The organism is Candidatus Pelagibacter sp. uisw_138, from assembly GCF_059512485.2.
Window position 1 is genome coordinate 975,984 of record NZ_CM183453.2, and the last position, 22,295, is coordinate 998,278.

The following is a 22,295-nucleotide window of genomic DNA, read 5'->3' on the forward strand; positions in this document are numbered from 1 at the left end:
TTTTTGACTACACGACATTATTTTTTAGTTTTATTTATTATGTTTATTTTTGGAAGTTCATATCCGGTAAACAAGCTTGCTTTAAATACATCCTTACCACCCATGTTAGCAGGATCCTTAAGAATGTTTATACTTTTTATTTTTCTAATTCCATTTTGTAAATTTAAAATCCCAGATAAAAAATATTTTTTTCCTTTAATAGGTTTTTCATTAACTATGGGCTTTGGAGTTATATTTTTTTTAAATTTATCATTAGGTAAGGCTACTTTAGTTGCTCCTATTATTATTGGAGCTCAACTAGCAATACCCTTTGCTATTCTTGTAAGCTCAATTTTTCTTAGTGAAAAAGTTAGTACGAAACAGTGGATACTAATACTTATTTCTTTTTTTGGGATTTTTCTAATTGGTTATGACCCAAATTTAAAAGAAGAAATTTATGCACTTTTTTTATGTGGCATTTCTGCTTTTTTTTATGGGATTGCAAATGTGTTATCAAGGTACATCAAAGAGGTTGATGTAAAGTTTTCAAATATGGTCATGGGACTTACAGGCTTTATTACCATCTTAATATTTTCAATTTTTACTGAAGGAAATACAATTAATCATTTAAAAGATATTGATATAAAAACGTGGTTTCTTTTGCTTCATAATGGAGTAACTGTCTCCGTTATTGCTCATACTTCTTTATTTTATCTCTATAAATTTTATTCAGTTAATAAAGTTATGCCCTTCTATTCTCTATTTCCAATATTTGGTTTAATTCTAACTTTCTTAATTTTTGGAGAAATTCCTACGATATTAAGTACTATTGGTGGGGCTATTGTGATTATTTCAGTCTATCAGCTTCAAAAATAAGATAATTTATCCATTGAATTATTAGATTAATCGTAATTTAATTGGTTTTTTATAAATTGTTAACAATCAAAGAGGAAAATAATGAAAAAACTATTTATTGCTGCATTTATATTCGTTTCTACTTTTACAACGAATACATTCGCAGAAGTTAAGATGGGAATCATCCTAGGATTTACTGGTCCTATTGAATCTCTAACACCAGCTATGGCTGCATCTGCAGAGCTTGCATTTAAAGAAGCTTCTGATTCAGGTTCACTATTAGGTGGAGAAACTATTTCAGTAGTAAGAGCAGACTCAACTTGTGTTGATTCAGCAGCAGCAACAGCAGCAGCAGAAGGTGTTATTGCACAAGGTGTTGCAGCAATTATGGGTGCTGACTGTTCAGGTGTAACTGGTGCTATCGCATCAAATGTTGCTGTACCAAATGGTGTAGTAATGATTTCACCATCAGCAACTTCACCAGGACTTACAACTTTAGATGATAAGGGTTTCTTTTTTAGAACAGCCCCATCTGATGCTAGAGGTGGACAGATTTTAGCTGATATTACTAAAGACAGAAGAATCAAAAGTGTAGCAATTACTTACACTAACAATGACTATGGAAAAGGTTTAGCTGATGTTTATGCAGCAGCTGTAAAAGCTCATGGTATTAAAGTAACAATTGTATCTGCTCATGAAGATGGAAAAGCTGATTACTCATCTGAAGTAGCTACTTTAGCGTCAGCAGGTGGTGATGCAGTAGCAGTAATTGGTTACCTAGACCAAGGTGGAAAAGGAATTATTCAAGGTTCTTTAGACTCTGGTGCATTTGATAAATTTATTTTATCTGATGGTATGATTGGTGACTCGTTAACTGATGCTTTTGGAAAAGATTTGAATAAATCTTTTGGTTCAATGCCTGGTTCAATGAATGAAAAAACAGCAGGTACTTTTGCGTCTGTTGCTAAAGCAGCCGGTATCGACTCGTCTGGACCTTATACTGGTGAATCTTATGATGCAGCAGCTTTAATCGTTCTAGCGATGCAAGCAGGTGGATCAGCTGATAGAGCTTCTATTGCTAAGAATGTAATGGATGTTGCTAACGGTCCTGGAACTAAAATTTATCCAGGTGAACTTAAAAAAGGTTTAGATTTATTAGCTAAAGGTAAAAAAGTTGACTACGAAGGTGCAACTGGAGTTTCTTTTACTAGCGTTGGTGAAGCTGAAGGTTCTTTCTTAGAGAAAGAAATCAAAGGTGGAAAATTTAAAAATAAAAAACAAAGATAATTAAAATTTTAGTTTTAAAACCCTCAGCAGTGAAAATTGCTGGGGGTTTTTTTTATCTAAAAATTGCTGATAATCCTAAAAAACCCAAATATTGAGATGAATATAAGAAAGTAAAAAACAACTTTTCTATATGTCTCCTCTTTACTTTTAATAAAAAATTTATCACCAATATAAACACCTATTGGTAAAATAATAATCAATGGAACGGTCCTATAAATAGTTGTGGCATCTACAATTCCAGCAAAAAAACTAAGAGCAAAAGCATAAATATCTGTTAAGAAAAATAATGCTGCTAATGAACCTCTGATTATCGCAGGTTGAATACTTGTAACTAATAAGAATAGTGCAACAGGCATTCCTCCTAAAGTAGTTAATCCATTTAATGTTCCGGAAATTATTCCTGTAAAGAATTTTCCATAATTGTTATTAATCTTTTGATTTATGTAGCCTCTCATTAATAAAAATGAAAAAAATATGATTAGTACACAAACAGATAGATGTGTGACGTCAGGAGTTAAATATTTCAATAGATAAATACCAACAGGAGAGCCAATAATTATTCCAAATAATAGTTTTACAACAAAATTCCAATCTATTTTGTTCCATATATATGGAACCATAAAAATACTAATAATGACCTCAAGTATTAGAATAATTGGAACTATTTCTATCGCTGGAAGAATAAAAGAAAAACCTGAGATGCATATTGCTGAAAAGCCAAAGCCATTAAATCCTCTTATAATAGATGCAATAAATACGGTAAATATTACAAAATAAATTTCAACTAAGCTTAGTTGAAAATAAGCTAGTAAATCCATCTTACTTTCTCTCTTTAAAATCAGCTCTTAATGTTGACAAAATAATTAAAACTAAAAATATTATACAAACTAAATTCATTGTTTTCCAACTTGTTAAGGTTAAGAAAACTCCTGCAGATAAACTTGCAGTTGCTTGAATTGAATAAACTATTAGATCATTAAATCCTTGTGCTTTAAATTTTTCGTTTTCCCTATAAGATAAAACTAATAGGCTTGTTCCAGATATAAATAAAAAGTTCCAACCAAATCCTAAAAATATTAATGCCATTAAATAATTAGTAAAATTTTGATCAAAGAAACTAGTTAAAACTGTTATTAAAAATAAGAGGGCACCAGCGTACATTATTTTACTATGTCCAAATTTTCTAATCAAATTACCCGTAACCAGTGAAGGTAAGAACATAGCTGCAATATGTAGTTGGATTACCACTCCTGTTTTAGTTAAGCTTATTTTTTCCATTACATGCATACTTATTGGTGTAGCTGTCATTAAAAATGACATCACCGCATATGCAAATGCAGATGCTACTAAAGCCTGTAGAAATCTTGGTTGAGAAATTAACTCTAGATAGCTACGTGAAGTTTTTTTATTAATACGATTTGGTTTATGTCCGTCTTTATAGAATAATAAGAAAATTATTGAGGTGAGTGTTAGAGCTGCAAGTGCGATGTAAGAACCGGCATATAAATGTTCAGCAATAATATCTTTTGTTATATTAGCAACATTTGGCCCTATAAAAGCTGAACCTATTCCTGCTAATAATATTATTGAAATAGCTTTTGGTGCCATATCCTTTTTTACTGTTTCAACGGCTGCAAAACGATATTGATGGCTAAAAGCTACTCCTGCTCCAAGTAAAAAACATGCAAAATTAAATAATATAAAACTTTCAATAATTATAGAATAAGCAGCAAGTAATGATGACAATGAACTAATGATTGATGCAAATATAAAGCCTGCTCTTCGACCAATTACACTCATAACCTTTGCTGCAAAGATTGCAAAAATTGCTATACCTACAATTGATAAAGCCATCGGTAGAGTTGCTAAAGATTTTACTGGACTAAACTGGGAACCAATTATTCCACTTAAAAAAACTGTCACTGGTGCTGCTGTAAAAGCAAAAATTTGACTTAAAATTAGTAGCCATAAATTTTTATTCATTAAAAAAAATATTTATCACCGATGTACATAGCCCATGCTACTGCAGCTCCGAGTATAATATATTTCATAATAAATTTATTTTATTTCGATTTTCTCAGGAAGTATACCTTTAGGTCGATACCTCATGATCAGTAAAAGACCCATACCCATCATTAAATATCTAAAGTATGGAACACTTTCAATTAAGTGAATTTTCAGTGAATGTGTGTCTGCTAAACCTGCAGTAAATAGATTAATTAAGAATAATGCTATTGGCGCTGCCTCAATCCATAGAAACCAGACTGCAAAACCACCTAAAATTGCTCCAAAATTGTTTCCACTTCCTCCAACAATAACCATAACCCAAATTAAAAAAGTATACCTCATAGGCTGGTAACTACCTGGTGTAAATAAACCATCTTGAGTAACTAACATGGCACCAGCAATTCCAACTATAGCTGAGCCTAAAATAAAAATTAATAAGTGTTGTTTAACAACATTTTTTCCCATTGCGTTAGCAGCTTCTTCATTATCTCTTATCGCACGCATCATTCTTCCCCATGGGGAGTAAAGAGCTTTTTGAGTAACTATTAATAAAGCTATAACAACAATTAAAAATAAACCTGAATAACAAAGTTTTACAAAAACTGATGATCCCTCAATTACTAATTGATTAAGAGCTATCTGTTTATCGTTAATACTTGAGATTAAATCTAATTTTCCAGAATTAAATTTTGCAACTAGATTTATAAACCATTCTTTAGTTTGGAGTTCAATTTCATAAGGTACTGGTCGATCCAGTCCAATTACATTCTTAACTCCTCTTGTTAACCAATCTTCATGTTTAATGATGGCTATAACTATTTCTGAAATTAGTAATGTTGCAATAGCTAGATAATCTGCTCGCAAACCTAACGCAATTTTACCAACTATAAATGCTAGACCTGCTGCAAAAAATGCACCTACGATCCAAGAAAACATAATTGGCAATCCTAATCCGCCAAGAAATCCTGTTGTTGCAGGGTTAACATTTTCAATAGCCTCAATACTTGTCTCTGATGTAACTCTTATAATGATAATTCCAGCAATAATAATTGTAGCAATACCATAAGTTCTAATTTTAGATTTTTCAAAATTTTTTAATACAAAACGTATTGCAAAGACCATCACGACTATTAACCACAAAGACATTAAAATACTAAAACCACCTGCAACCCATGCCTCTTGTACGGGTTCAACAGATATCAAAACTGCAGCTAATCCACCTAATGCTGCGTAACCCATAAGACCAAAATTAATTAAACCTGCATACCCCCATTGAATATTTGCACCCATAGTCATTACCGCAGAAATCAAACACATGTTAAAAATTGATAGAGCTACATTCCATGATTGAAATATTCCAACTAAGATAATTAAACCCATCATTATTGTGTAGGCTGTAATCACGTTTAAGTGCTTTCTCACAGTACCTTCCCTTTGAATATTCCGTTAGGTCTATAAAGTAAAACGATCACCAGTATAGAAAATGATACAGCGAATTTATAATCTGTTGATAATAGTTGAACTAAAGTTTCTGGCTCCATGCTTGCTGGTAAAACATACATAAAGAATTTTTTATAAGCATAGGTTAAGAATATTTCCGAAAATGCTATGACATACCCTCCTAAAAATGCTCCAAACGGGTTTCCAATACCCCCAACAATTGCTGCAGCAAAAATTGGTAACATGTTATTAAAGTAGGTAAATGGCTTAAAACTTTTGTCTAAACCATATAAAGCCCCACCAATTGTCGCCAAAATACCTGCAATAATCCAAGTAATCATAACCACTCTTTTAGGGTCAATCCCAGATAATAAAGCTAAATCCTCATTATCAGAGTAAGCACGCATGCTTTTTCCTGTCTTAGTTTTATTTAAAAACCAAAATAAAATAGAAACTAATACAATTGTTACAAATATTGTTAATACCTGGCTAGATTTAATTGCTAAACCTTCATTAAGTCCAGTCATTTCTTTGAACTCACCTGCTTTGATAATAAATTTTTCTCCATCAAAAAATCTTTGATCTGATGGTCCAATTATTATTCTAACTACTGCTTGTGTTACAAACATCACACCAATACTAACCATTGCAAGCTGAACAGGAGGACTTTTACTTACTCTATAATATCTGAAAACAAATTTATCGACTAAGAGCATGTACCCAATTGTTAAAACAATTGCAAAAGGGATGGCAAGTAATGCTGTTGGTAAAACTCCTAAAGAAATTCCAAGTGATTGGAAATACCAAGTGAACAATATTGTAACCATTGTACCAAAAGCCATCATGTCTCCAGTTGCAAAATTAGCAAATCTCAGAATTCCATAAATTAAAGTTACAAATATTGCACCTAATGCTAGTTGCGAGCCATACGTAAGTGCTGGCATAAAAATGTAATTTAATAGTAATATAATTGCGTTTAAAAATTCCATACTATCCACCTAAAAAAGAGCTTCTTACTCTTGGGTCGTTTAATAATTCTTTTCCTGTTCCTGAATATTTATTTTCACCTGTAACTAACACATATCCTCGATCAGAAATATTAAGAGCTTGCTTAGCATTTTGCTCGACCATTAAAATTGCAACATTAGTTCTTTTAACTTTAATTATATGATCGAATAATTCATCCATTACTATTGGAGAAACTCCAGCAGTTGGTTCATCTAACATTAACACAGATGGTTTTATCATTAATGCCCTACCAAGAGCTACTTGTTGTCTTTGACCTCCTGATAATTCTCCAACTAATTGATTTCTTTTTTCTCTAAGTATTGGAAACAGTTCATAAATTTCTTCTATTATATTTTGATAATTATCATCTCTTAAGTAAGCCCCCATCTCTAAATTTTCTTCAACGCTCATTCCTGAGAATACATTTTTTGTCTGCGGTACAAATGAAATACCTTCTCTCACCCTATCTTGTGGTGAAAGTTTTGAAATATCTTTGCCATCAATTATAACTGAGCCTGATTTTAAACTTAAGAGACCTAGTAATGCCTTCATGGCTGTTGATTTACCAGCACCATTAGGCCCAAGAATTGAAACTATTTCACCTCTATTCACATCAACAGAACAAGAATTGATGATATCAGGTCCATTACCATAACCACCTGTCATTTTTAAGCCTTCAAAAAAAGCCATTAATTTTCATCCTTTATTTTTGATCCTCTGCCTAAATAACTTTCTATAACCTTTTCATCTTTCTTAGCTTCTTCAGCAGTACCCTCAAATAAAACTGACCCTTCTGCCATAACAATAACAGGGTTACACAATCTACTTATAAACTCCATATCATGTTCGATCATACAAAATGTGTACCCCTCTTCCTTATTTAACTTAAGAATTGCAGTACCTAGATCCTTAAGTAGTGTTCTATTAACACCAGCCCCTACTTCATCTAGTAATACTAATTTTGCATCAACCATCATAGTTCGTCCAAGTTCTAATAATTTTTTCTGCCCACCTGATAAATTTCCAGCTAATTCATTTGATAGATGTGTCAGATTTAAAAAATCAACTACATCCTGAGCCTTTTGTTTTACAGCAAGTTCTTCAGTTCTAACTAAACTTGGTTTTAGTAAGGCTGTCATTAATTTTTCACCTGATTGGTTTGCTGGAACCATCATTAAATTTTCTAAAACAGAAAGATTGGTAAACTCATGAGCTATTTGAAAAGTTCTTAATATTCCTTTTGAAAATAATTCATATGAAGGAACATCTGTTACGTCTTCATCATAAAATAAAACTTTTCCACTTGATGCTTTAAGGTTTCCAGCAATTAAATTAAATAAAGTAGTTTTACCAGAACCATTAGGTCCTATAATTCCTGTAATAGATCCTTCTTTAATTTTTAAAGAACAATCTGAAACTGCAGCTAACCCTCCAAAATATTTAGATAGGTTTTCAATTTGTAAGATATTTTGTTCTTGATCCATGGAATTTTATTTATTTAATCTTTTATGTATACTACTGAGTGTCTTCTCTAAAGATTTATAAAAACCAGCTTTTATTAACTCTTTAACACCTTGTTCATTTAATCCTTTTGGTGTTTGAGATTCTTTTACTAAGTGTTTTAAATCTTTTTTAGAATTCACAACCGCATCTTCAGATAACGCTAAAAATAAAGAAGTTATATATTTTTGTGCATCATTTCGCTTAACTCCTCTTTTAACCAACCAGTCAGTCATCACTCTTAACAATTCATAAAATGGAGCCATCATTCCAGATGTTGACCAGAAATTAATTGAAGATTTTTCATTTTTAATTTCAACTGTTGTGCCAATTTTATTAAAGAAATCTTTTACCTTTTTATTGGGTGGGCAAATTGGTACTGGTCCTTTTTTTAATGATATTGGAGGTAACGGTATTGCTCTTATAATTTTTGCCTTAACTTTAATTGCTATTTTAAGTTGAGCTAAAGTAATTGTTGATATGAAGCTGATTATAGTTTGATTTGATCTAAACTTTAAATTTTTAATAATTTTTTCACCCACAGTTGGAGTTACTGATAAAAATATCCAATCACATGAATTAACTATTTCCTGATTATCTTTGCTAATAGTTATCTTTTTAAACTTTTTTTTTAAGGTGCTAGATATGGATTTATTTCTCTGCGAGATGATTATTTTATTATATGGAATACTAGAGCTACAAATACCAGTAACTACTGCAGATGTAATTTTACCTGTTCCTATAAAGCCTAATTTCATAAATATAGTTACTTTATAGTGATATTGGTGAATTAATTAATAAAAAAAGAGCCTCTAATTCTCAACAGTTCTCTACTTAAATCTTTATTCTCTTTGAAAGGTTTTCTTCCATGTAGCCAAAAATAATTATTAGCTACAATACTTGACCCAGGTGCTAGTTTAGTGATTACTTTATTCTTACTCTCCTCCAAACCATCTGATAACTTTTGTAAGAAAATTCCTTGATCCATATTTTTTGGCTCAGGGAATTGATCAATATAAGAAATTTTTGGCTTACCCTTATCATCTGTTGTGAAAACTGGATGTTCAACTTTATATTCTATATTTTTACTTTTAGGGGAACCCCAAACAAAATCTTTTCTTCCGATTGGATCATTAAATAAATCTTCACAATGTTCCCAGTCGTCAAGATGAAGCATTGCTGTTTCTCCACCCTGCACATTTTGTTCTTCAATTTTAGTCATAAGTAGCCAATCTGTGGTCTCCTTAACATATGTTCCGTCTGTATGAAGATCCATATTTGTGTAGGCTTTTCTCAAATACGAATCACTTTTATCTTCGTGCTTTACAAAAAATCTTGCATAATATTTTCCAGCCATTGCATCATGGTTTGGATTGCCAATCAAATAAGCAATTGCTGTTGATAGTTTAACTAAAAACGTATCATTAATTTTTGGACTTATATTTTTTGGACCAATTATAAAACAGCCTGTGTCTCTGTCTCTTACTATTGAATTAAGTAATTTGCTTAATTTATTAGAAGTTAAATCGTCTAAACTTTTAGCAATAGTAAATCTAGTAAATGGTTTATATTCTAAAGCAGTGATATCAAATTTGTTGAATGGAAATATCAATTTATCTAAAATTTCATCTTCAATTCTAATATCAATTATTCTTTTTGAATCTTGATGTTCGGTTATTGTTATTCCAGAGATATTTTCCATTAGAGATAATTACTTAGTACTGTCATCATGATAGCAGAAATCACAGTTGGATAAACAAAATTTCTTTTTGAAATAAAAAATATGAATAAACAAAATAAAACCACGACAATTCTACTTAGATAGCTAGCATCAGATAAAACACCTACCGGAAATATAATTGTTCTGGCTATTAATGCAGCTAGTGTTGAATAAGCAAGACAATTAAACCATCTAAATAACTTTGAAGTTTCTTTTATTCCTTCTGATGAAATTACACCCAATAATCTAGATGAAAAAGTTGCTAATGATGTAACTAAAATTGCAAGAACTACACTAGTTGACATTTAGTTCTCCTATAAAATAAGCAATGGTTCCACCAACTAACCCACCTAGTAAAATTGACCACTCAGGTGATAGAAAATAAAATATTGGTCCCAATAATAGACCCAAAATTACTGCAGCTGTAATTTGAATGGTCTTCATTGCACCCACCATCATACATAAGAAATAAATTGGGTTTAAAATTGCTAAACCCATCATCATATTTTTATCTAAATAATCTGAAGCATAAAAACCAATAAAAGTGCCTATTACTGCTGTAGTCCAGGTTGCACAACCAATTCCAATCCAAAAATCAATTCTGTATTTTTTTTCAATACTTTTATAATTACTCTTCATTATCAGCCATGCAGACACAGCTATGAAGTGACAAGAAAAATAATATTTCCACTTAGGTTGGCTTTTATGCATCATTAAAGGGAATAAAGAAACTGCCATTGGATACAATCTTGCATTAACAAACCAAACAGCCAAAAATATATTAAGTAAAGATGCTCCAACTAATAACGACTCCGCCATTACTAGCGATCCAGGTAGCGCATAAGTAAGCATTGTTGAAAAAATACTTTCTTGAATATTAAAACCCAAATTTTTAAGAAGTGCACCTATTGCTATAAAACAACAACCGAGTGCAAGAGCAGGACTATCAGGAGCTAGAATTGATCTAAAACCTTTAAAGAAAAATTCTTTATTAATCATTAACCTCCAAGGAATAATCTACCAACATCAGGATTTTTTAACAAATCATCCCCTTTGCCAGCAATCGCAGTTTGTCCAGATACTAAAACGTAACCTATATCTGCAAACTCTAATCCCTTTTTAGCATTTTGTTCTACTAAAATAATTGTTTTCTTCTCTGTTTGTTGAAGATCCCTTAAAATTTCAAAAACCATATCAATATATCTTGGCTCTAATCCAATAGATGGTTCATCAACTAGTAATACCGATGGTTTCATAACTAGTGCTCTAGAAATTTCTAATAATCTTCTTTCTCCACCTGATAAAACTTTAGCAGGTTGATTTCTTCTATTTCTTAATCTTTCATATTTTTCAAAAATTCTTTCTGCTTCTTCATAGGACTCATCAGTATTTTCTTTGGAATAACCACCCATCAATAAATTTTCTTCAACAGTCATATCTGGAAAAACAGAATTATCTTGAAGTATATAAGCAATTCCACATGATGTAAGTTTTTGAGCTGGAGTTAAGTTGGTAATTTCTTTTCCATCAATTTCTATTTGTCCTGAAAAAATATTTGTAAATCCATAAATAGAATGAAGTATTGTAGATTTTCCTGCACCATTTGGTCCAATCAAACATAGTGACTGAGCCTTACTTACATTTAAATTAAAATCATGAAGTATTTCCATTTTACCATAACCCGCTGATAATTTTTTTATAGTTAGGTGGTTATTATCTGGTGATAGTTTTTGTAAATCTTCTGGCCCTGGTGCTTTACCTAATACATCATATTGATTTGACATTATTGTGCTCCCAAGTAAGCATCTAGCACACGCTTATCATTTTTAATTTCATCTGGAGTTCCGTTTGCTAACATTTGACCGTGTGCTAAACAAAAAACTCTTTGTGCTAAATTCATTATTACTTTCATATTATGTTCTATAACTAACAAGGTAATTCCATAATCTTTATTAACACTGATTAAACGGTCAATTATTCCATTAATTAAAGTAGGGTTTATTCCAGCTGTTGGTTCATCTAATAAAAGCATTTTAGGTTCATTCATTAGTGCCATTGCAAGTTCCAATAGTTTTTGCTGTCCAAATGAAAGATCTCCTGCTCTGAGCTTTCTTTTTTGATGAAGCCCTACAAATTTTAATAATGTCTCAGCTTTATCTGTTAAATCAGAAGGTATCTTTTGAAATACTGATAATATTCCATCATTCTCAGGTTTATTACTGATTAACATATTTTGAATACAGTTTAATTTTCCATAAATTCTAGTTTGTTGAAAAGTTCTAAGTAATCCAAGTTTTGCAACAACAGGCACTGGCAGTTCTGAAACTTCTGTACCATCAAATTTAATTGAACCATTGTCGATTGGATAGGTTCCTACAATAGAATTAAATAAAGTAGTTTTACCAGATCCATTTGGACCAATTAATCCAACAATTGAACCTTGTTCAACTGACATTGAAATATCAACATTAGCTTTAACGCCACCAAAAGACTTACTTACATTTGATATGTCTAATATAGTCATTACTTTAATTCCACCTGTGCTTTTAAGTCAGCTTCATCGACAACTTCACCAAATCTTTCAGGATACTTTTCTCTTAACCATCCCATTACCCCTTCAGGAAAATAAACAACGATTACAATAATTAAAACTCCAAGAGCAACATACTGCCAGCCCAAGAAGTAAGTCCAAAAACCTTCTTTAAATAAGTGAAATATAGTTGCACCAACAAGTGGCCCCCATAAAGTTCCTTTACCACCAAGGATTGCCATTAAAACCATGAACACACCAAACGTTGGTCCAGCAAATGCAATTTCAGTTGGTTCAATATATCCATTTATATGACCCATTAATCCTCCAGCAATTCCAACAAAGAAAGCTGATACCATCCAGCCAATAATTTTATATCTCATGGTGTGAATTCCCATTGCCTCCGCTTTATCTTCATTGTCTCTTATTGCATTTAAAACTAAACCAAATCTTGTGCTGTAGGCCCACTTCAAAGTAATAAAAGTTACAACTGCAAGAGCAAAACACAAATAATATAAAAACTGAGATGATGATGCATTAGATCCAAATCCTTTTGGCCAAACTGGAACTGTCATACCTTGACCTGCACCAATAATCTCAATTCCACCCGCAAGTTCGCCTGCAGCAATTCCTAATGCTAAAGTACAAATTGCAAAGTAGTGTCCTCTTAAACCTAAAATCCCATAACCAATTACTCCTGCAATTATTGTCGGAATAATTCCTGCTAGTAATATACCAACACCAAAACCTTGAAAAAATTGAGGGATAGTATGAACAAAAGTTTTTTCTCCTCCTGCATCTGTCCACTCAGCAAGTGAAAAGAACATTGCTATTTGTGTGCTTGAAGCAACATACATTCCAACACCAAAAAATAAAATGTTTCCAAATGTGTTGTAACCCATCTGTCCACCTTGAACATCCCAAGTCATAGCCAAAACAATTAGAATATATAAAAATGATAGTTGTAGTTTATAAGCTGGAAATATGAATGCTCCAGCCAAACCAAAAATTATTAAGCCTGCGTATAGGAGTGTATTTTTATTCATTATTTTAAATACTCTCTTTTTCGAGCTAATTTAAACCTTCTATAAACCAATATAATAACTAGTAACGAGAATACTGCTGCAATTCTAAATTCTGTTCCAAGCAGATAATCTGCCCATTCTTCAAATACACCAAGTCCCATTCCTGATATTGCGACAGCTGGTAAATTTCCAAGTCCTGCAATAATTACAATCATGAAAGATCTAACCGTGTAAGGTAGTCCCGTGTAAGGATGAAGTGTGAATGTGATTGCAATACATGCTCCTGCTATTCCACATAATGCTGCATTAATACCAAAGGTTGCTGCATAAACTTTCTCAGTATCAACACCTAAAATTTTTGCTGCTCTCGCGTTTTGAGCGGTTGCTCTAATTGCTCTACCTAATTTTGATTTCTTCATGTAAATAACAAGAATAATTGCAGATATTACACAAACTGCTCCTGAAAATATTTTTGCATTAGGAAGGGTAACTGAGTTATTAAATAACATTGTTGTTCCAAAATTTGATTGAGCAACTACAACATCTGCACCAAATGCAAAATTCATTAGTTGTTGAGCTAAAATACTAATTCCAAATGTAGCAAGTATTGAAGTGAACAAATCTTTGTCTACTACTTTATTAATAACAAGCTTGTACATTCCCCAACCCACACAATACATAATGATTGGTGATACAATTACTCCAAAGGCTGGGTGAATTCCAGACAGATACATAAAGTAAGCAATGTATCCACCCATGATTACTAATTCACCTTGAGCAATGTTTATTATATTCATTACTCCCCACTGTAATGCCATTCCGTAAGCGATTAATGCAAACAAAATACCAAGAAGTATTCCATCCATTGACGCTTGAACCATTAAAATAGGAGCTTGGAAAATTAATAAATCCATAAATTCTTTAGATGTTTATAAAAAAATGCCCCCTATTACTAGGGAGCATTTTACATATTAGGTATTATCTTTCTGACCAAGATGGAATTGGGTGCACCAACTCAGCTGATGCCCATTTTGTCGGAGCTACAACTTTGTTTTCACACACACTACCATCATCGTTACATGATACTTGGAAAAGTACCATTGGCTTAGATACGTTTTGACCACCTGCAGCAAATTTTATGTTTCCATAAAAAGTTTGCATATCAGTTGCGGCTAAAGCATCTCTAACTTTTTTAGTATCAAATGATTGTGCTCTTTCGAACGCATCTTTAAAAACTAATAAAGCAGCAGAAGATTCAGCAGCTTGGTATGGCGGTGCATATCCAAACGCTTTAGTAAAGTCAGCATCATATTTCATACCACCACCAAAGAACTTATCTTTGTATGATAGAGATTTATGCCACTGAGAAGCACAAAGTGCGTACTCAGAAGCTTTACCATGTTGCTTAGATAATTTAGCAGCATCACAGTGAGTCATTGCTAACATTTTCACATCAACTTTCATCTCTGAGATTTGTCTAACAGCTGTCAAAGCACCTTTAGTATGACCTGAAACTACAAGAACGTCTGGATTAGTAGCTTTTACTTTAGATAAAGTAGCAGCCATATCGTTAAGCTCTTTTGGTAACTTGTCATCTATAATGATTTTAGAACCTGTTCTTTTAGCAGCTTCAACAATACCCAATCTCACATCTTGTGAGAAAGCGTCTTGCTCAAATGCCATTGCAATCTTAACTGGCTTTCCACCATTTTTTTCAACCGCAAGGTCAATTGCTACATCAAGATATAAGTTCGCTGGAGCAAGTACTGCAAATAAATATTTGTAGCCTTTAGTGAATAACGATCTAGACGCACCGTTTGCTTCAACCATAGGAACTTCATATTTTTCAGTTACAGGAGCCATAGCTTTTGTAAGTCCTGAGCTATAGGGTCCAAGCATAAACTTAACACCATCTTGTTGGATTAATCTTTCTGCAAGTTGTGCTGCTCTTCCAGAATTTGATTCATCATCGTAATAAATAATATCAAACTTGTAAGTTTTTCCACCAACCTTAACACCACCCATGCTGTTAATTCTCTCAACTGCTAAGTTATAGCCGTTTTGAGTATGAACACCATTAGATGAATATTTTCCAGTTAATGAAACAGCTGCACCTAAAATAATTTTATCTCCAACTACCTTCGCGAAAGATATAGTTGAAGCTGAAATTAAAAGAGCAATTGCAGAAACTAATGTAATTAGTATATTTCTGATTTTCATTTTATTTCTTCCTCTATTAGTTTTAAATTTAAAAAAACAATTAAACATCTAAATGATAAAAAATACAACTAACGTCATACAGACTAAATTGCCGCAATTTTATTTGTAGGTTTTTAATACTTTTGAATAAATGCAATTATAATTGCAATTATAATTAATACGCACGCTGAAATTGTATTTATAACTTTTGGATTTGCTTTTATCCAAATAATTAACTTTCTAGCAAGTACTGCATAAGCAATTAGAGATAAAAAATCCAAAACAACATACGTCGTGATTAAAATAAAAAATTGAACGATATAATTTGAATTAAAGTCAATAAACTGTGGAAATATTAATGGAAAGAACATCCAAGCTTTCGGACTTGTTCCTGCAACTAAAAACCCATCTTTAAAAAAAGAAAAAAAACTTTTTGATGAAATATTATCTGAGCTTACATCTTTAAGTCTTGAATTATAAATATCGTAAGCAAGATAAAGTAAGTATGCAATTCCTATCCACTTAAAAATATTTAAAAAATTTGGATTATCGACAAAAAAAGATCCTAAAACAAAAATTACTAAAGTGGCTTGAATAATATTTGCTGTAACATCTCCAAGAGCTGTCCAGATACATTTTTGAACTCCATAATTCATGGAATATGAAATAATTACAATTCTAGGTGTGCCAGGAGTAATAAATAAAAATAAAATTATCTGTAAAAAAAGGAAATAATTTAAAGGGAACATTTTAAGGTTTAAGGATAGTCCAAAAAAACCGGAGCTAAAGATGGCTAAGATGGACTATCTAGTTTTAAAGATACCACGACCCTAAATAAAATGCATTAATCAATTTTTTCAAATATAATGAAAATAGAGGATTTATGAAAAAAAAAGGTCACACCCCTATAACTAGAGTTAAAAACCCAGAACCTGATATATCAGATCCTGACTGGATCATTTGGGCAGCTTGGGCAGATCGAATCACTTTTGAGGAAATTGAGAAAAAGACTGGAAAAACAGAAGGTGAAGTTATTAAGATTATGAGACGATCTATAAAGCCTGTATCTTTTAGATTGTGGAGAAAAAGAGTTAATCAAAAAAGTATTAAGCACAAAAAAAAATTTGAGTATTCAAGAAAAGAAATTACTAGTAAAATTAAAAAGAATGATTATTTATAATCCATGAAATCAGTAACTATTTATACAGGACCACTTTGTGCTTTTTGTGATGCAGCAAAAAAATTATTAACTAGAAACAAAGTTGAATATAAAGAGATAGATATTTCAACAGTTGATGGTGCAATGGATGAAATGATTAAAAAAGCTAATGGCAAAAGAACAATTCCTCAAATTTTCTTTGATGATCAACACATTGGTGGTTACGATGAAACTAGAGCTTTAGAAAAAGAAAATAAATTACAAGACCTTTTAAAGTAATTTTTTATTTAATTTGCAGTCATTATTGCTTGGAAAGGTCCACTTCCTATGTGAATTGCATCTGACCCACCAGAATTTAAAGACATTCCTTCGCCTAAGTTAAAACTCATCGTTAAAGATGTAGTATCAGCAGTTACTATAATTGCATTAGCAAATGAAACTAGTCCCTCTAACTTGTCTACTTCACCTTCGTTTGCAGCTAAATGTCCATTGCTATCGACTAATATTCCTTTTACAGCAGCTGTCGTTCCATTGATATTTGCTGCATCTGCAATCCTTGTCCAGTTATCACCTGATCCACCAAAGTGTGTGAGTGTTTCTGTAAATTTACTTGCAGTAATTACACTTGAAGAACAAACTGAGTTATTACTATGTGATCCAGATGCTTTTGTATGATTACCAGATCCTGATCTGGTTCCACAATACACTCCTGATCCTTGTGATGACATTCCATCCATTGATCCATCAATTTGAATTGACACTGTAAGTCCAAACGTGTTGTTCATCATCGCATAACCATGCGTGTACGTACCAACTGGAGGTTTTATATAAGTACCCGTTAAGTCAATAGCAGCATTTGAGGCAACTGATGCTGTTGCTCCAGAAGCATTATTAAAAACTTCACTACAATTTGTTAAAACAACAGTTGCTGAAGTAGTTGGAATAGTAGGAGCAGCCGTACATAAATACATTTTATAAATGACTATCTCATAAGTATCCGGTGTTGCTTCACATCCGTTCTTAATTTCACTTTCTGAATAAACCCCATCTGTTACAGTGCAAGCAGCTGAATTAGCAATTTTTGTAAAAGTTAACTCAAATATAAAAAGTGTCGTAATTATTAAAATCAAATTTCTAAAATGCTTCATATTAAAAACCTCCTGCTTTTACAGAGAAAGCTTTTGATTTAACAATTAAATTTTCTCTTCTAACTTTTTCATATTTTTTATCTTTCATAGAAACTCTTTCAAAGGCTTTGTCTGACACAAAGCTAGTATTAGGGTTCATTTTGCTCAAACTAAAGGTTAAGTTAAAAAACCATTGATCCTCATAAGCATTATTTCCGTATTCCTTATAACCAACTTCAAAATTCACTCCTGAGTTTGGTATCCCAATATTTGAAGAATACTCTACTCCTTCATAGTCTGATGCACCTGGAATATCATATTCAAATATTTTAGCATACATTTTTGCAGTTGGTATATATGGAACATGTGCTCCAAATTCTAAATCATAACCGTCAGCAACTTCTTCTTTAATATTATTTTTTCCTGTTTGCTCTCCAGATGTTCCAAAATAATGGTTAGTGGATAATTCAAGTATTGACGACTTTATTTCACCACCTATACTTATTCTTTGATGATTATAATCTAATTCATGGTCGTAAAAAACATTTAGACCAAACATAGCACTATCATCCTCATTAAACATCCTTTTACCTAAACCTAAGTTTAAAGTTTCTCTATCACCATCATGAGTAAAGAATGAACCTTGAAAAAAAGTTAATCCTTCATCAGTGTCATTTAAAGGTTTAAAAGTTAAAATTCCAATTTGTGGTTTTAGGCCCTCTGTTGACTTAATAGAAAAATCAGTATCTTCAAAGTTACCATCTAGAAAACTTTCTATTGAACTAAAGAAATCATTTTTTATTTTTGATGTATCGGCAATAGATGTTGATGATGCAAAAATTAGAGTTGAAATTAATAAGATAATATATTTTTTCATAATGTGCTTTTTTGCAGTAGTGACAGACTTAATGTATTAAAAAGTACTTAAAAAGAGATGTTTTTACAATAGTAAAAAAAAGATAAAGAATACTGTATATATAGTAATTTTAAACTTTTGGCTTAAAGATTAAGCAAACACCGTTATTACAATATCTTTTTCCTGTTGGTTTTGGTCCGTCTTCAAAAATGTGCCCATGATGGCCGCCACATTTTTTACAATGATATTCTACTCTTTCATAGCCTAATAGAGTGTCTGTTTTAGTTTCAAAAGCGTCTGGTAATGATTGATAAAATGAAGGCCAGCCTGAACCACTTTCATATTTAGCATTTGAATCAAATAATTTTTCATCACAATTAGTACAGTGGTAACTACCCTCTCTCTTTTCATGATTTAATTCGCTCGTACCTGGTGCTTCTGTTCCATCTTCAAATAAAACTAATTTTTGTTCAGCAGTCAGGTCTTGATTAATTTTTTTTGTCATAAATTTATTCTAATACTCTTAATGGTTTACCCGCAACACATGCCTCTAATCCTTCAATCATCTGTGTATAAAATACACTATAATTTTCAGCAGTTACGTAACCAACATGGGGCATTAATAATGCATTTGGTAAAAATCTTAGTTTATTGCCTTCTGGTAAAGGTTCTTTTTCATAAACATCAAGACCTGCACCAGCAATAACATTAGTTGATAATGCAATAATCAAATCATCTTCGTTAATAATTGACCCTCTTGATGTATTAATTAGAAAAGCAGTTTTCTTCATCGTGTCTAGTTCTTTTAGTTTTATTAATTCTTTATATCTTTCTCCACCTTGAACGTGGATTGATAAAAAATCAGAATTTTGAAACAAATCTTCTTTACTACAAGGAAGTACACCTAATTCTTTGCAAGTATCTAAGTTTAAATTTTCACTCCAAGCCATAACCTCCATGCCAAAAGCTTTACCAATTTTAGCAACTTGTGAACCAACTCTTCCAAGACCTACTAAACCTAAAATTTTTCCTTTTAACTCAAAGCCAATAGTTGATTGCCAATAACCTTGGTACATATTATCAATTTCTTCTTTAAAATTTCTAGCTAAACCTAAGATTAAACCCCAAGTTAATTCAGATGTACCTGAAAAACCAATCTCAGTTCCACATACAATAATTTTTCTTTTTTTTGCAGCAGCTAGGTCGATAGCTTTATTTCTTGAGCCACTTGTTATGATGTATTTAAGATCATTTAAATTATCGATTAAATTTTTTGTAATAGGAGTTCGTTCTCTCATTATTAATAATGCTCCAAAATCTGATAATTGCTCTATGGCGTCTGCTTCATCTTCAAATGGTTCACTAAATATTTTAAATTCATACTCTCCTGATAATTTTTTTAAATCAACAAACTCATGAGATACGTTTTGGTAATCGTCTAAGATAGCAACTTTAAGCATTTTTAATCTTCCTATTTGATAAAAGAATTCCAGTTAAAATAAATATTGCGCCCAACATATGATAAAACATAAATTTTTCATTAAAAATAATCATTGCCATAATTGCACTTAAAATAGGCATCATATGTAAAAAAACACCTGCTCTATTGGCACCAATTAAAGCAACTCCTTTTATCCAAAAAATAAAAGAAATAAGACCCGGAAACAGAACTACATAAAACAAAATCATGTAAAAGTTTTGATTTAAAATAATTCTATAACCCATTTGATACTCTATAAAATAAATTGGTATTAAAAAAATAAAACCAAATGAAATTACCACCTCTAGTAACCCTAGTTGAGATAGTTCATGTTTTTTTTTCTTCAATAATGCTGAATAAGTGGCCCATGACAACATTCCAAAAACCATTGTAATGTCACCTTTATTAAAATCTAAACTTAATAATATTCCAAGATTTGCTTTAGTTATAATTAAAACTACTCCAATAAAAGAACATGCAACTCCCAATATTTGGAAAGTGTTAGTTTTTTCGATTTTTAAAATGGAGGAAATAAATATAATCATTACAGGTATTGTTGATATCATCAATACTCCACTGATCACTTGAGTAAAATTTAAAGAGTAATAGACAATTGAGTTAAATATAGTGACACTCGTTATTCCAAGTATCATATAATATTTATAATTCTCTAAAATATAATTTCTTTTTTTCAATATTTCTTGAATCGTAAATGGTGCTAAGATCAACCAAGCAAAAAACCATCTATAAAAATTTAATGAAAATGGGGGTACTTCGTGTTGGCTTGCAAATTTTCCAACTAAGAAATTTCCTGACCAAAATAAAGTTGCAAAAAATAAAAAAACATAAGCAACATTATTTTTATTTATCACTTAGTTAAACCTAAGAGAACTATATGGCTTTAAATCTAAGTTTGTGTTTTCTTGAGCAATCATTCCAGAGATTATTTTCCCTGAAATAGGTCCTAAAGTCCATCCTAAATGATGATGTCCAAAACAATAAAAAACATTTTTATGTTTTTTTGAGGGTCCTATTACAGGTAAGTAATCTGGTAATGTTGGTCTAAAACCAAGCCACTCATCTTCATGTTCGGGTAAATCACCCATCATGTACTTTGCATTATTAATTAAATTTTTAACTCTTGATTTTGATAATGGATTATCTAATCCGCCAAATTCGACAGTGCCTACAACTCTAAGTCCCTGTTCCATAGGTGTAATACCAAATCCTCTATTTTGGAAAATTACTGGTCTACTTAAGAGATGATCGCAATCTTTAAAATGAACATGGTACCCTCTTTCAGTATCAAGAGGTATTTTTTCATCTAAATTATCTGTTAGTTTTTTTGAAAATGAACCACAGGCAATAACAATTTTATCAAATAGAAAGCTTTGTGTTTCAGCTTTTATAACTGGCTTTTCATCATTAAAACTTATGTCTTTGATATTCATTTTTAGAAACTTGCCACCCTTTTTCAAAAACAGATCATAAAGCTTTAAAAGAATTTTCTTAGGATTTCTGGCATGTCTGCCATGCTGATAATAAACACCTCCATGATAGATCGGTTTTATATTTGGTTCTAAATCATGAATTTCTTTTGGAGTTACTACTTGTTGATCAACACCCAACTCATTTCTAACTTTAATCTCTAGTTCTCTACTTTTTAAACTTTGATCATTCCAAATATATAAAATACCTTTTTTTTCAACCAATCCTCCAAGTTCAATTTCATCAAATAATTCATCATAAGCAGGTAGCGCTAAATCTAAAATTTGATGCATATTTTTAGCAGTGTGCATCATTTTTTTTGTTGTGCAGTTTCTTATAAATTTTAAAAACCAGGGTATCATTTTTGGAACATAGTTCCATTTAAGGGCAAGTGGACCTGTAGAGCTTAAAAGCATTGCTGGAACATCAGTTAAAACATCAGGTCTATTTATTGGGACAGATGCATAAGGAGAAAAGTGACCTGCATTGCCATAAGAAGCAGCAGGACTACCAGGCTCGTCTCTATCGAAAATTGTTACACTAAAACCTTTTTTTTGTAAAAATAAAGCATTGGAAATACCTTGAATACCAGCACCTACAATTCCAATTTTTAGAATTTTTTTCATAACACTTTA

At 31.6% G+C, this 22,295-nt stretch carries 26 protein-coding genes; 4 read left to right on the forward strand and 22 right to left on the reverse strand.

Features of this window, described 5'->3' with window-relative positions; all coding sequences use genetic code 11:
* Window positions 1-3: 3 nt before the first annotated feature.
* Both AC5YGC_RS05280 and AC5YGC_RS05285 read left to right on the forward strand, forming a co-directional pair.
* Window positions 4-855 carry an EamA family transporter gene (locus AC5YGC_RS05280; RefSeq protein ID WP_496139197.1) on the forward strand — a complete coding sequence of 284 codons (852 nt, stop codon included), beginning with the start codon at window positions 4-6 and terminating at the stop codon, window positions 853-855.
* An 81-nt stretch (window positions 856-936) separates the two neighbouring features.
* Complete coding sequence (locus AC5YGC_RS05285) at window positions 937-2,121, forward strand: ABC transporter substrate-binding protein (RefSeq protein ID WP_496139198.1); 1,185 nt, start codon at window positions 937-939, stop codon at window positions 2,119-2,121.
* 56 nt (window positions 2,122-2,177) lie between these two features.
* On the opposite strand, the gene AC5YGC_RS05290 is transcribed toward AC5YGC_RS05285, so the two are convergent.
* The 16 genes from AC5YGC_RS05290 to AC5YGC_RS05365 form a co-directional block, all read right to left on the reverse strand.
* Complete coding sequence (locus tag AC5YGC_RS05290; RefSeq protein WP_496139199.1) at window positions 2,178-2,939, reverse strand: TSUP family transporter; 762 nt, start codon at window positions 2,937-2,939, stop codon at window positions 2,178-2,180.
* Between the two features lies 1 nt (window position 2,940).
* Window positions 2,941-4,104 (reverse strand): MFS transporter, encoded by a 1,164-nt coding sequence (locus tag AC5YGC_RS05295; RefSeq protein WP_496139200.1) that lies wholly within the window; start codon window positions 4,102-4,104, stop codon window positions 2,941-2,943.
* A 75-nt stretch (window positions 4,105-4,179) separates the two neighbouring features.
* Window positions 4,180-5,511, reverse strand: a complete 1,332-nt coding sequence (locus tag AC5YGC_RS05300; RefSeq protein WP_496140314.1) for an ABC transporter permease subunit — start codon at window positions 5,509-5,511, stop codon at window positions 4,180-4,182.
* Window positions 5,512-5,546: 35 nt separating this feature from the next.
* The gene (locus tag AC5YGC_RS05305; RefSeq protein ID WP_415286005.1) at window positions 5,547-6,557 is read right to left on the reverse strand and encodes a branched-chain amino acid ABC transporter permease; all 1,011 of its coding nucleotides are present in this window, start codon (window positions 6,555-6,557) and stop codon (window positions 5,547-5,549) included.
* Between the two features lies 1 nt (window position 6,558).
* Window positions 6,559-7,266, reverse strand: coding sequence for an ABC transporter ATP-binding protein (locus tag AC5YGC_RS05310; protein ID WP_415286006.1), 708 nt, complete (start codon window positions 7,264-7,266; stop codon window positions 6,559-6,561).
* Window positions 7,266-8,060, reverse strand: coding sequence for an ABC transporter ATP-binding protein (locus tag AC5YGC_RS05315; protein WP_415277939.1), 795 nt, complete (start codon window positions 8,058-8,060; stop codon window positions 7,266-7,268). Before AC5YGC_RS05315 ends, AC5YGC_RS05310 begins: the two co-directional genes overlap by 1 nt.
* Before the next feature lie 6 nt (window positions 8,061-8,066).
* Entirely contained in the window at window positions 8,067-8,834 is a 768-nt protein-coding gene (locus AC5YGC_RS05320) for a pyrroline-5-carboxylate reductase (RefSeq protein ID WP_496139201.1), read from the reverse strand.
* 32 nt (window positions 8,835-8,866) lie between these two features.
* Window positions 8,867-9,778 (reverse strand): glutarate dioxygenase GlaH, encoded by a 912-nt coding sequence (glaH, locus tag AC5YGC_RS05325; RefSeq protein ID WP_496139202.1) that lies wholly within the window; start codon window positions 9,776-9,778, stop codon window positions 8,867-8,869.
* Window positions 9,778-10,101, reverse strand: a complete 324-nt coding sequence (locus AC5YGC_RS05330; RefSeq protein ID WP_415286010.1) for an AzlD domain-containing protein — start codon at window positions 10,099-10,101, stop codon at window positions 9,778-9,780. Before AC5YGC_RS05330 ends, glaH begins: the two co-directional genes overlap by 1 nt.
* On the reverse strand, window positions 10,091-10,795 hold the full coding sequence (locus AC5YGC_RS05335; RefSeq protein ID WP_415277943.1) for an AzlC family ABC transporter permease: 705 nt from the start codon (window positions 10,793-10,795) through the stop codon (window positions 10,091-10,093). Before AC5YGC_RS05335 ends, AC5YGC_RS05330 begins: the two co-directional genes overlap by 11 nt.
* Window positions 10,795-11,580 carry an ABC transporter ATP-binding protein gene (locus AC5YGC_RS05340; RefSeq protein WP_415277944.1) on the reverse strand — a complete coding sequence of 262 codons (786 nt, stop codon included), beginning with the start codon at window positions 11,578-11,580 and terminating at the stop codon, window positions 10,795-10,797. Before AC5YGC_RS05340 ends, AC5YGC_RS05335 begins: the two co-directional genes overlap by 1 nt.
* Complete coding sequence (locus AC5YGC_RS05345; protein ID WP_496139203.1) at window positions 11,580-12,320, reverse strand: ATP-binding cassette domain-containing protein; 741 nt, start codon at window positions 12,318-12,320, stop codon at window positions 11,580-11,582. Before AC5YGC_RS05345 ends, AC5YGC_RS05340 begins: the two co-directional genes overlap by 1 nt.
* Window positions 12,320-13,372 (reverse strand): branched-chain amino acid ABC transporter permease, encoded by a 1,053-nt coding sequence (locus AC5YGC_RS05350; RefSeq protein ID WP_415277946.1) that lies wholly within the window; start codon window positions 13,370-13,372, stop codon window positions 12,320-12,322. The genes AC5YGC_RS05345 and AC5YGC_RS05350 overlap by 1 nt, the downstream gene beginning before the upstream one ends.
* The gene (locus AC5YGC_RS05355) at window positions 13,372-14,265 is read right to left on the reverse strand and encodes a branched-chain amino acid ABC transporter permease (RefSeq protein WP_415286014.1); all 894 of its coding nucleotides are present in this window, start codon (window positions 14,263-14,265) and stop codon (window positions 13,372-13,374) included. The genes AC5YGC_RS05350 and AC5YGC_RS05355 overlap by 1 nt, the downstream gene beginning before the upstream one ends.
* Before the next feature lie 64 nt (window positions 14,266-14,329).
* Window positions 14,330-15,571: an amino acid ABC transporter substrate-binding protein gene (locus AC5YGC_RS05360; protein WP_415290115.1), complete on the reverse strand. Its 1,242-nt coding sequence runs from the start codon at window positions 15,569-15,571 to the stop codon at window positions 14,330-14,332.
* A gap of 113 nt (window positions 15,572-15,684) precedes the next feature.
* Complete coding sequence (locus AC5YGC_RS05365; protein WP_415286017.1) at window positions 15,685-16,299, reverse strand: LysE family translocator; 615 nt, start codon at window positions 16,297-16,299, stop codon at window positions 15,685-15,687.
* A gap of 134 nt (window positions 16,300-16,433) precedes the next feature.
* On the opposite strand from AC5YGC_RS05365, the gene AC5YGC_RS05370 reads away from it, so the two are divergent.
* Window positions 16,434-16,730 carry a TIGR03643 family protein gene (locus tag AC5YGC_RS05370; RefSeq protein ID WP_496139204.1) on the forward strand — a complete coding sequence of 99 codons (297 nt, stop codon included), beginning with the start codon at window positions 16,434-16,436 and terminating at the stop codon, window positions 16,728-16,730.
* A gap of 3 nt (window positions 16,731-16,733) precedes the next feature.
* Window positions 16,734-16,988: a glutaredoxin 3 gene (grxC, locus tag AC5YGC_RS05375; RefSeq protein WP_496139205.1), complete on the forward strand. Its 255-nt coding sequence runs from the start codon at window positions 16,734-16,736 to the stop codon at window positions 16,986-16,988.
* 8 nt (window positions 16,989-16,996) lie between these two features.
* Here grxC and AC5YGC_RS05380 read toward each other — a convergent pair whose 3' ends face one another.
* The 6 genes from AC5YGC_RS05380 to AC5YGC_RS05405 form a co-directional block, all read right to left on the reverse strand.
* The gene (locus tag AC5YGC_RS05380; protein WP_496139206.1) at window positions 16,997-17,857 is read right to left on the reverse strand and encodes a hypothetical protein; all 861 of its coding nucleotides are present in this window, start codon (window positions 17,855-17,857) and stop codon (window positions 16,997-16,999) included.
* Between the two features lies 1 nt (window position 17,858).
* Window positions 17,859-18,713: an inverse autotransporter beta domain-containing protein gene (locus AC5YGC_RS05385; RefSeq protein WP_496139207.1), complete on the reverse strand. Its 855-nt coding sequence runs from the start codon at window positions 18,711-18,713 to the stop codon at window positions 17,859-17,861.
* A 109-nt stretch (window positions 18,714-18,822) separates the two neighbouring features.
* A complete protein-coding gene (msrB, locus tag AC5YGC_RS05390; protein ID WP_496139208.1) occupies window positions 18,823-19,197 on the reverse strand; it encodes a peptide-methionine (R)-S-oxide reductase MsrB in 375 nt (124 codons plus the stop codon).
* 4 nt (window positions 19,198-19,201) lie between these two features.
* Window positions 19,202-20,152: an NAD(P)-dependent oxidoreductase gene (locus AC5YGC_RS05395; protein WP_496139209.1), complete on the reverse strand. Its 951-nt coding sequence runs from the start codon at window positions 20,150-20,152 to the stop codon at window positions 19,202-19,204.
* The gene (locus tag AC5YGC_RS05400; RefSeq protein ID WP_502314002.1) at window positions 20,145-21,044 is read right to left on the reverse strand and encodes a DMT family transporter; all 900 of its coding nucleotides are present in this window, start codon (window positions 21,042-21,044) and stop codon (window positions 20,145-20,147) included. The genes AC5YGC_RS05395 and AC5YGC_RS05400 overlap by 8 nt, the downstream gene beginning before the upstream one ends.
* Window positions 21,045-22,286: an FAD-dependent oxidoreductase gene (locus AC5YGC_RS05405; RefSeq protein ID WP_496139212.1), complete on the reverse strand. Its 1,242-nt coding sequence runs from the start codon at window positions 22,284-22,286 to the stop codon at window positions 21,045-21,047.
* Between the last annotated feature and the right edge of the window lie 9 nt (window positions 22,287-22,295).

Coding starts and splice junctions, on each gene's coding strand:
- AC5YGC_RS05285 (WP_496139198.1), top strand. CDS start 937: ATGAAAAAACTATTTATTGCTGCATTTATATTCGTTTCTACTTTTACA.
- AC5YGC_RS05290 (WP_496139199.1), bottom strand. CDS start 2,939: ATGGATTTACTAGCTTATTTTCAACTAAGCTTAGTTGAAATTTATTTT.
- AC5YGC_RS05295 (WP_496139200.1), bottom strand. CDS start 4,104: ATGAATAAAAATTTATGGCTACTAATTTTAAGTCAAATTTTTGCTTTT.
- AC5YGC_RS05300 (WP_496140314.1), bottom strand. CDS start 5,511: ATGATGGGTTTAATTATCTTAGTTGGAATATTTCAATCATGGAATGTA.
- AC5YGC_RS05305 (WP_415286005.1), bottom strand. CDS start 6,557: ATGGAATTTTTAAACGCAATTATATTACTATTAAATTACATTTTTATG.
- AC5YGC_RS05310 (WP_415286006.1), bottom strand. CDS start 7,266: ATGGCTTTTTTTGAAGGCTTAAAAATGACAGGTGGTTATGGTAATGGA.
- AC5YGC_RS05315 (WP_415277939.1), bottom strand. CDS start 8,060: ATGGATCAAGAACAAAATATCTTACAAATTGAAAACCTATCTAAATAT.
- AC5YGC_RS05320 (WP_496139201.1), bottom strand. CDS start 8,834: ATGAAATTAGGCTTTATAGGAACAGGTAAAATTACATCTGCAGTAGTT.
- glaH (WP_496139202.1), bottom strand. CDS start 9,778: ATGGAAAATATCTCTGGAATAACAATAACCGAACATCAAGATTCAAAA.
- AC5YGC_RS05330 (WP_415286010.1), bottom strand. CDS start 10,101: ATGTCAACTAGTGTAGTTCTTGCAATTTTAGTTACATCATTAGCAACT.
- AC5YGC_RS05335 (WP_415277943.1), bottom strand. CDS start 10,795: ATGATTAATAAAGAATTTTTCTTTAAAGGTTTTAGATCAATTCTAGCT.
- AC5YGC_RS05340 (WP_415277944.1), bottom strand. CDS start 11,580: ATGTCAAATCAATATGATGTATTAGGTAAAGCACCAGGGCCAGAAGAT.
- AC5YGC_RS05345 (WP_496139203.1), bottom strand. CDS start 12,320: ATGACTATATTAGACATATCAAATGTAAGTAAGTCTTTTGGTGGCGTT.
- AC5YGC_RS05350 (WP_415277946.1), bottom strand. CDS start 13,372: ATGAATAAAAATACACTCCTATACGCAGGCTTAATAATTTTTGGTTTG.
- AC5YGC_RS05355 (WP_415286014.1), bottom strand. CDS start 14,265: ATGGATTTATTAATTTTCCAAGCTCCTATTTTAATGGTTCAAGCGTCA.
- AC5YGC_RS05360 (WP_415290115.1), bottom strand. CDS start 15,571: ATGAAAATCAGAAATATACTAATTACATTAGTTTCTGCAATTGCTCTT.
- AC5YGC_RS05365 (WP_415286017.1), bottom strand. CDS start 16,299: ATGTTCCCTTTAAATTATTTCCTTTTTTTACAGATAATTTTATTTTTA.
- AC5YGC_RS05370 (WP_496139204.1), top strand. CDS start 16,434: ATGAAAAAAAAAGGTCACACCCCTATAACTAGAGTTAAAAACCCAGAA.
- grxC (WP_496139205.1), top strand. CDS start 16,734: ATGAAATCAGTAACTATTTATACAGGACCACTTTGTGCTTTTTGTGAT.
- AC5YGC_RS05380 (WP_496139206.1), bottom strand. CDS start 17,857: ATGAAGCATTTTAGAAATTTGATTTTAATAATTACGACACTTTTTATA.
- AC5YGC_RS05385 (WP_496139207.1), bottom strand. CDS start 18,713: ATGAAAAAATATATTATCTTATTAATTTCAACTCTAATTTTTGCATCA.
- msrB (WP_496139208.1), bottom strand. CDS start 19,197: ATGACAAAAAAAATTAATCAAGACCTGACTGCTGAACAAAAATTAGTT.
- AC5YGC_RS05395 (WP_496139209.1), bottom strand. CDS start 20,152: ATGCTTAAAGTTGCTATCTTAGACGATTACCAAAACGTATCTCATGAG.
- AC5YGC_RS05405 (WP_496139212.1), bottom strand. CDS start 22,286: ATGAAAAAAATTCTAAAAATTGGAATTGTAGGTGCTGGTATTCAAGGT.